Annotated in this window: 6 protein-coding genes and 1 tRNA gene; 3 read left to right on the forward strand and 4 right to left on the reverse strand. The window is 66.2% G+C overall.

What is annotated here, in order from left to right; translation table 11 throughout:
- Positions 1-234: 234 nt before the first annotated feature.
- Positions 235-308, forward strand: a tRNA-Pro gene (locus tag EAD98_RS29500).
- Positions 309-423: 115 nt separating this feature from the next.
- Complete coding sequence (locus EAD98_RS29505) at positions 424-702, forward strand: hypothetical protein (protein ID WP_233584025.1); 279 nt, start codon at positions 424-426, stop codon at positions 700-702.
- Between the two features lie 777 nt (positions 703-1,479).
- On the opposite strand, the gene EAD98_RS29510 is transcribed toward EAD98_RS29505, so the two are convergent.
- Positions 1,480-2,151 carry a DUF6308 family protein gene (locus EAD98_RS29510; protein ID WP_147457525.1) on the reverse strand — a complete coding sequence of 224 codons (672 nt, stop codon included), beginning with the start codon at positions 2,149-2,151 and terminating at the stop codon, positions 1,480-1,482.
- An 87-nt stretch (positions 2,152-2,238) separates the two neighbouring features.
- Here EAD98_RS29510 and EAD98_RS29515 point away from each other — a divergent pair, with 87 nt between their 5' ends.
- Complete coding sequence (locus EAD98_RS29515) at positions 2,239-2,754, forward strand: hypothetical protein (protein ID WP_233584026.1); 516 nt, start codon at positions 2,239-2,241, stop codon at positions 2,752-2,754.
- 945 nt (positions 2,755-3,699) lie between these two features.
- On the opposite strand, the gene EAD98_RS29525 is transcribed toward EAD98_RS29515, so the two are convergent.
- The 3 genes from EAD98_RS29525 to EAD98_RS29535 are packed head-to-tail and all read right to left on the reverse strand — an operon-like array spanning position 3,700 to position 6,967.
- Positions 3,700-4,365 (reverse strand): VWA domain-containing protein, encoded by a 666-nt coding sequence (locus tag EAD98_RS29525; protein WP_199723611.1) that lies wholly within the window; start codon positions 4,363-4,365, stop codon positions 3,700-3,702.
- A 20-nt stretch (positions 4,366-4,385) separates the two neighbouring features.
- Positions 4,386-5,675, reverse strand: coding sequence for a hypothetical protein (locus tag EAD98_RS29530; protein ID WP_147457526.1), 1,290 nt, complete (start codon positions 5,673-5,675; stop codon positions 4,386-4,388).
- Positions 5,672-6,967 carry a protein phosphatase 2C domain-containing protein gene (locus tag EAD98_RS29535; RefSeq protein ID WP_121657228.1) on the reverse strand — a complete coding sequence of 432 codons (1,296 nt, stop codon included), beginning with the start codon at positions 6,965-6,967 and terminating at the stop codon, positions 5,672-5,674. The genes EAD98_RS29530 and EAD98_RS29535 overlap by 4 nt, the downstream gene beginning before the upstream one ends.
- Positions 6,968-7,162 lie beyond the last annotated feature (195 nt).

Below are 7,162 nucleotides of genomic sequence, written 5' to 3' on the forward strand. Positions count from 1 at the left end.
CCCCACAACCCCTACGGCATCCTAGGAGGGTACGTGGAAGGAAGGGCAAGAAAATGCCGGATGGGTTTTTGCCCGTCCGGCATTTTCTTGCCCTTCCTTCCACGTACCCTCCTAGGATGCCGTAGGGGTTGTGGGGTGGTTCGGTGGTGCCGCAACCCGGGTGGGGCCTGTGCGGAGGAGCGGGGGCTGCTGCGCTAAGCTGTATCGGCTGCCGCGAGGGAAACCACGCGGGGGCGGGACGTGGCGCAGCTTGGTAGCGCACTTGACTGGGGGTCAAGGGGTCGTCGGTTCGAATCCGGCCGTCCCGACAACGAGAGGGTTTCCACAGCTCAGAGCCTGTGGAAACCCTCTTTCGTGTTCAAGGTGGTTCGTCGAGGTGGAGCACGCCGCTTATCGACCCCTTGACCCGATGGGTGAGCAGACATGGCTCTACTGGACCTGAACAAGCTCACCGCCGACCTGTCCTCGACCTGGGCGGGATACCTGCGCGACTGGGACCGGATGCTGCGTGCGGGCAACTACCCGGAGACGACCCGGTACAACTACCTCCTCGCCGCGGGGCAACTAGCCCGCTACCTGGCCGAGCACTCGCCCGACCCCGATGCCGCCGACGCCGCAAAGGACCCCACCGAGGTGACCCGGGGGCATGCGGACGGGTTCGGCGTTCGGAGCCGAGATGAGCGCACTCGACCATCTGGGTGAGAGTGCGTCTACAGAGTCCCCATCGCCGCCGTTACTCAACGCATCGCTGTCACCCAACTCGGCCGACAGACTGCTCAGCCGGCTGGCGTGCCTTCGCAGCAGTGGTCGTGGTGGTCGGTTACGCTGTCCGGCAAGTGCCAGCCCCCGGGGCGGCGTCTGACCCTCTGGTCGATGCTTCGCGGCGAACTTCGGTGCCGAGTACCGAACGAGCCTTCTATAGAAGAGACCAGACGGAACACGAGTGAATACATAGCGGCACCTACACAGTGCGTGGTCAGAGCACAAGGTCTCCGCCCAGTCGGAGCGGGACCTCTGTCATTGGTCCATAGATGGCCGAGCTGAGTCTTGCCTGTCTCCAGCCCGGTCGCCGAAGCGTGTAGGAGATCGTGTTGGAGAGCGGAACCTTTCAGTCGGGCCTGTCGTCGTGGACTCGCGCGGCTGTCGTCGGCGTCCTTGTAGCCGGAGCTGTCATCGTCCTTCTATCCTCCAACTCGGCGCATCGGGCGGGCATGATTAGGGCGATGGTCGAGCCGATCCACACTGGCCGGTAAACAGCCGACAGGAACGCACACCCGCTCGATCTGGACCTCAGACATCGAGCGGGTGTGCCGTTTACCCAGAACGGCCCTCCCGCTGTTCTCGGGGAATGGTCGGAGATGGGCTGTCTCGTCAGATGGCAGGCGGGTTAGCTCCATCCTCATTTGCCGCGTTCAGCTCGCCAAGCGGCGTGGCGTAGTGGCTCGGTTGCTTAACCGGGCATTCGCCCTGAGGTGCCCATCAGAGCTCCACAGACCCACGCTGCGGACACGTCGTTGGCTTGTCCCGCCAGTGTTCCTTAACGTGTCGTCTCCACAGGACGATATCCAGGACCCGCAGGATGCTCACTCTGTCGCCTACGCCCGAGGTCGTGCGAACTTCGCGGAGGGCAGCGCGCAGGTCACCGCCGTTCTCGGTGAGCCGGTCGTGCAGCCTCAGCCACACGTGCGTCGGCGCTCCGAACTGGCAGCTGACGATCGAGTCGTAGACGGGGATGAGCTTGGGCCGTTTGCGAGCCAGCAGCTTGCCCGCAATCACCCAGCCGATACCGGTCTTCTTGTTCCGATCATTCAGCAACTGCCATGCCTGATCCGCGTGCCCACCATCGACGATTAGCTCGGCGGCGCTGCGGGTGCCCAGCTCTGCATCAGTGGGAATCTTCCGCAAGCGTGCGCTGATATCCCTGCCGAGTTGGCCGTCGAGCAGCGCTCTGCCGACGGCGAACGGAACTTGGACGTTGAGCGCCTCCACCGCATAGAGATCATCCACGGTGATTCTGTCGCGGGTCTCGACACGATCGCCGCCACTCGCGAAGGTCTCGAACCACTGTCCGGTGTACGCCCCGGGCGTGAAGTAGGCCCCAAGATGGCCCACGCCTTCACGACGAACGATGTCGATCAGCTTATCCCGCATCGGCAGATAATACTGAGCACCGGCGCTCAGTCACACCCACCGCCGAGCGAGGTGAACTCGTACGCGCACGGGGTGTACCGTCACGTCGTGCAAACGGCCACCGATCCTGATATACGATCGATGAGTGTCCGGCAACTGCTCGGGCTCTACTCTCGGATCCTCACGGAGCTGATCCGGCGCGGCGTTGTTAGGTCGCGCAATGCCCCTGCCGGCGACCTGGCGGAGTCCGTCGTTGCGAAGGCCTATCGCGGCAAGCTTGCCCCGCAGTCGGAGAAGAGCTGGGATGTTCGTGCGGCGGACGGCACCCTGTTGCAGATCAAGTGCCGCGTCATCGAGCCCGGCAGCCGGCGTACCCACGTCTTTTCGCCGTTTCGGAGCTGGAGCTTCGATGCTTGTGTGTTTGTCATCCTGAGTAGCGTCACCTACGACATTGAGCACGCTGTCGAGGTTCCGGTCGACCAGGTCAGGTCAGCTGCCCGAGCGAGCTCGTGGGTCGCCGGTCACCGGGTATCCCTGAGTCAGATCCGCGTTGGCCTTGATAATGCAGTCGATGTGACTGACCGTCTTCGAGAAGCCTATGGTGCAATGGAGCGATTGGAGTAGAAGCAGGCTATTTGACGTCTCCTGGCGCCGTACTGGCCTGCTGCGGGTCGCGTGCCCACGCAATGTCCCGGTCTACAGGGCTGGACGGCATGGGCCTGCTGTCCTTCAAGGGCGATTGCGTAGTCGGGCGGTGGATGCGTTGAGCTGGGGATCTGTGGGGTGAGTGGCCTCTGTGGAGGCGGGAAGAGCGGGTGAGATCGCCTGGGTGATCATGGAGTTTTCTACGCTTCACGACACCCCGAGGACCTCACCCGCCGATGTCATCATGCGCGATCCCGGCACTGTCCGCAGTCACCAGCAGCCCTGACGCGGCACCCTCCGCAGTCGCCGAGGGTGAGAGACCGGAACTGCTGGACGCCTGGTCGGCGGTCACGGATCCCCGCGACCCGCGTGGGGTGCGTTACCCCTGGCCGGGCTGCTCACCGTCGCGGTCTTGCATCAGGCGTTCGGCGCGTAGCCGGGCCACGATGTCCATCGTCCGCTCGCCAGCCACTCGTCGCCGCTCCAACGATGAGTGCCCGGTACGTCGTGCCGGCACTGCCGTAGCCCGGCCAGGCACGGATTCTTCCGCAGCCAGAACCACCTCGCCGGTAGCGCCATCGTCGCCATCTGGCCATCCCGCCCCGGAGACAACCAACGACGGGTCAACGCTCGACCGGCCGAGAGCCCAATTCACGAAGTCAGGTGACGGCTGCGCCAACCGAGTTGTTTGACGTTCCGCAGTTCCGGGCTCGGACGCCGAGCGATGTAGTGTTGAGCGCGAATTGCTGGCGGGCAATTGCATCGTGCTGGACTACGACATCGGCCGGTTCGTGGCCGCCTCGGAGGCCCTGTACTCCTACGAGGGCACCCGTCAGATCAACCCGATGATCGTAGGGGCGGGCGGTGACCGGGCTGAGCGGTCTCGTCTAGCGCTCAGCCCGCTCCGGCCGTGTGGCGTACTCCTCAATCGACATACTCGATCGGTACCCGGGTGTAGCCGTCGACCTGTTCCGGAATGCGCAGCTCCTGGGAGTTGGCCGAGGTGACCAACGTGTTCAGGAGGCTGGTGAGCATGCTGACGATGGCTTCCTTCTCGTTGTCGACCTCGGTCGCCAGGTAGGCCGCCTTGGTCGCGATCTTGCCGAGAACCGCGGCGTTCGCGTTGCCGAAGCCGTACGAGATGATGTGCGGCCGGCGTCGGAAACCCTTGTTGGTGAGGGCGTCGAAGTCGCCGGCCCAATTCTTGTCCATCGGCGCGCCGTCGGTGAGGATGAAGACTGCTGGGCGCAGCACCGCGCGACCGAGGTTGCGCAGGTCGTCGATGTCGGCATCAATGCGCTGCTTGACGACCTGGAACATCCGGCCGTAATTGGTGCCCCCACCGCAGCTGATCATTGGCAGTTGAGAGACCTGGTCGATGTCGGCCATCGCGAGCACCACGTGGGCGTCGGTGTTGAAGGTGACGATCGAGATGTGGGCGAATTCAGATACGCGAGGGCTGTTGCCCAGAACGTCGAAGACGTGGTCGACGGTGTCGTTCAGGAGCTGCTCCTGCGGCTTCATCGAGCTCGACGTGTCAACGACGAGGTATGTGGGTAGAACCTTCGACTTGATCATGGGTTCGGTCACGGACCGTGTCCTTTCGGGTGTCAGAGAATGAGATAGCTGCAGAGGAACAGCACGCCGACGACGAATGCGATGACGAACAAGCCACCAATCACGGCGGGCCAATCCGGGGTGGGCGTGGACAAGTTGGTCGGGGGAGCGTGCACTGGCGGCGGTGGCGGCGGTGGCGGCGGCCGGAGAGCCGGTGGTACGGGTGCCGGTTCCGATCGAGCGCCGGGCTGGCGTGGCACCACCGCACGTCCGCCGAAGAGTCCGCCGTCCGCCGGGGGCGGATGCGTCGGCCGTCCGCCCTTGAAGTCGCGTCGGGGCCGCCATCCGGGTGCCGTCGGTGGCGAGGTGACGTTCGTGGTGGTGTTCGGACGGCTGGGGGCGACATGACCGCTCCCGCCGTTCAGCGGGCGCCAGCCGTCCACGCCGGTCTCGTCGATGAGTTTGGTCTGCGGTACGGGCACTCCGAGGACCTTGGCGAGTTGGGTGAGCGTGGGCCGGGCCGTCCGGTCGCCGGAGCCCGAGAGCATGGCCAACAGCGTCTGCGGGACGGGCCCGGCCATCCGAGCCAGGGCCGCCTTCACATCCGGCTGGCTGCGCCGGACGGTGATGATGCGCCCGACGAGCAGCGCAAGGCGATAGCGGTCGGTGCAGTTGTCGACCGGCTGTGGGTTGGGCGTGAGCGGATCCTCGAACTCGGAGGTGAATACGTGCGGCCGAGGTCCGTAGGAGGATCCGTCGATGTCGAAGATGTAGACTGTGTGCTCATGCGGCTGCCAGAAGGCGTTCGCATAGGACCAGTCGGCGTAGACCAGCCCGCACTGCTCGAAAAAGCAGGCCACGCGGACCAGGCTCCGGCAGAGTGCATCCCGGTCGGCCGCTGACTGACGGGGGATCTGGCGCTGTTCCAGCCAGTCGTCGTCCTTGGCCAGATAGTCGATCGGGAGAGGGCTGTGCCGCACAGTGGGGTTGGTGTACGACCTCGGCAGCCAGGTCACGGACATGCGCGGCGGCGCCTCCGGCATCATCACGCCGACGGTCCGCTGATGTTCGGTGATCCGGCTGGCCGGCCACGAAGTGCTGGCGGCGAGGAAAGCCGCTTCGGACGGATCCGGCAGGACATGCGGCTGCTGAATGAGGCGGTCCAGAACGGCGGCGTCGACCTTCCTGGACACCTCGGCGTTGTACTTCTTGAAGAGGTAGCCGGGAAAGTTGGGCGTACGCCAGACGCCGAGGCTCTCCCCGGCGGGCTTGAAATCCGGGGTGTCGGACAGGGTGCCGAGCTGACTCACCTCCATGACGGGCGGAATCGTCACGTAGCTCATCGCAGTGCGGCCTTACCTGGGCTCTGCCGCCCAGCCCACACCACCACGGCGGTCCGGTCGTCCAGCTGCTGCCGCGCGTCGAAGTCCACGTCGAGCATGAAGGACGCGAGCGGCGGCGGCCTGCGCCAGCGTTCGGCGAACCAACCGGCCGCGCCGGGCACCTCGGAGAAAGCGTCGGCGACACCGTCCGACAGCACCGCGACGGTGTCGCCGTCGCCGAGGGCGAACGTCAACCCGGCGGCGGCGTCCGGCGTGTGCGGCAAGAAGGTGGACAAAGTGCTGCCGTTGTAGCTGTCCTTGGCCCTGCCGGTCAGGCACTTCCAGCCGCTGTCGTCACGTTGCCAGAGGTGGGTGTCCCCGATCTGGCCGACCCAGCCCTTCGGCGGCTGGCCGTCCCGCCGGTACGCCGGCAGCACGGCGACGGCCAACGTCGTGCGTACGTCGTTCGGGTCCAAACCTCGGTCCTTTGCCTGCTGAACCAGCGCGGCCGAGACGGCGCGGAACAGTTCGGCCGCGTTGAGGCTTTCCGGCGGCCGCCGCTCGTCGAGATGGCGTCGTACCAGCGCGACCGCCGTGCCGACCGCAGTGGCGGCGCCGAGCTCGGATCGGGCGCTGTCGGACATGCCGTCGGCCACCGCCACGACCAGGAAGTCGCCGTTGCGGTCGCGGGCCACGCGGTAGGCGTCCTGGCGCGGCTTGACCGGTTCCTCGCATCGGTGACCGGAGCCGATCACAGACGCGGCGCGCACCTCGAGGTTGCTTAGGACCGCCTGGTCAGCGGCGACGCCGGATGGAGAGGCGCTCTCGGCGGGCAGCAGCCACGGCATCCCAGCGGCCTTGGAGCCGGGCAAAAAGCGCGGCGACATCGCGGTTTCCGGCGCCAGGACGTGCTCTACGGGCACCGCCGGAGCGGCGCGTGGCGGTGGTGCGGTGGCCACCGGGGTGCCGGTCCGGATCGACTCCACCGGATCGGCGGACGGTCGCGGCTGGTCGGACGGTCCGGGCGGCGCTTCGAAGATGGGGCCGTTGTCGGGACCCGCGCCGCTCAAAGCTGCCTGAGACACGGATTTCTCCGATCGGTGCGGATGATCGACGCCGTTTTTCCGCTGGTGATGGGGCGGACCTGGCGGGTGATCGTACTGCGGCTCACTCCGTCCGGACCGGTCCTTGCGGCAGCCGGGCAGGTGAAGTCGTGACCTCTGGTGGTGCTGCGCCCGATCCCCGCCATGGCGCGTCGATCTGAGGGACACCAACGCGATCGAGACGAACACGACGACCACGAATAGCCACATTATGAACAGCGTGTAGGAAGGCCCCACGTCAGTTCGTACCCGTTCCGCTCTGCGCCGACTTGCGGGGTCGCCAGCCGCCTACCCCGTCCGGATCAGGAGCCGGGGTTGCCGGTGGCAGCGCCGGCGCGGTGGGCGCACCGCCCGCGGGCTTGCGCGGCCGCGTCGCCTGGGCAGGCGCAGGGGGCGCGCCGGCCC

Origin of the sequence: Micromonospora sp. CV4 (assembly GCF_003667455.1) — a bacterium.
Lineage (GTDB): Bacteria > Actinomycetota > Actinomycetes > Mycobacteriales > Micromonosporaceae > Micromonospora.

Coding starts and splice junctions, on each gene's coding strand:
- EAD98_RS29505 (WP_233584025.1), top strand. CDS start 424: ATGGCTCTACTGGACCTGAACAAGCTCACCGCCGACCTGTCCTCGACC.
- EAD98_RS29510 (WP_147457525.1), bottom strand. CDS start 2,151: ATGCGGGATAAGCTGATCGACATCGTTCGTCGTGAAGGCGTGGGCCAT.
- EAD98_RS29530 (WP_147457526.1), bottom strand. CDS start 5,675: ATGAGCTACGTGACGATTCCGCCCGTCATGGAGGTGAGTCAGCTCGGC.
- EAD98_RS29535 (WP_121657228.1), bottom strand. CDS start 6,967: ATGTGGCTATTCGTGGTCGTCGTGTTCGTCTCGATCGCGTTGGTGTCC.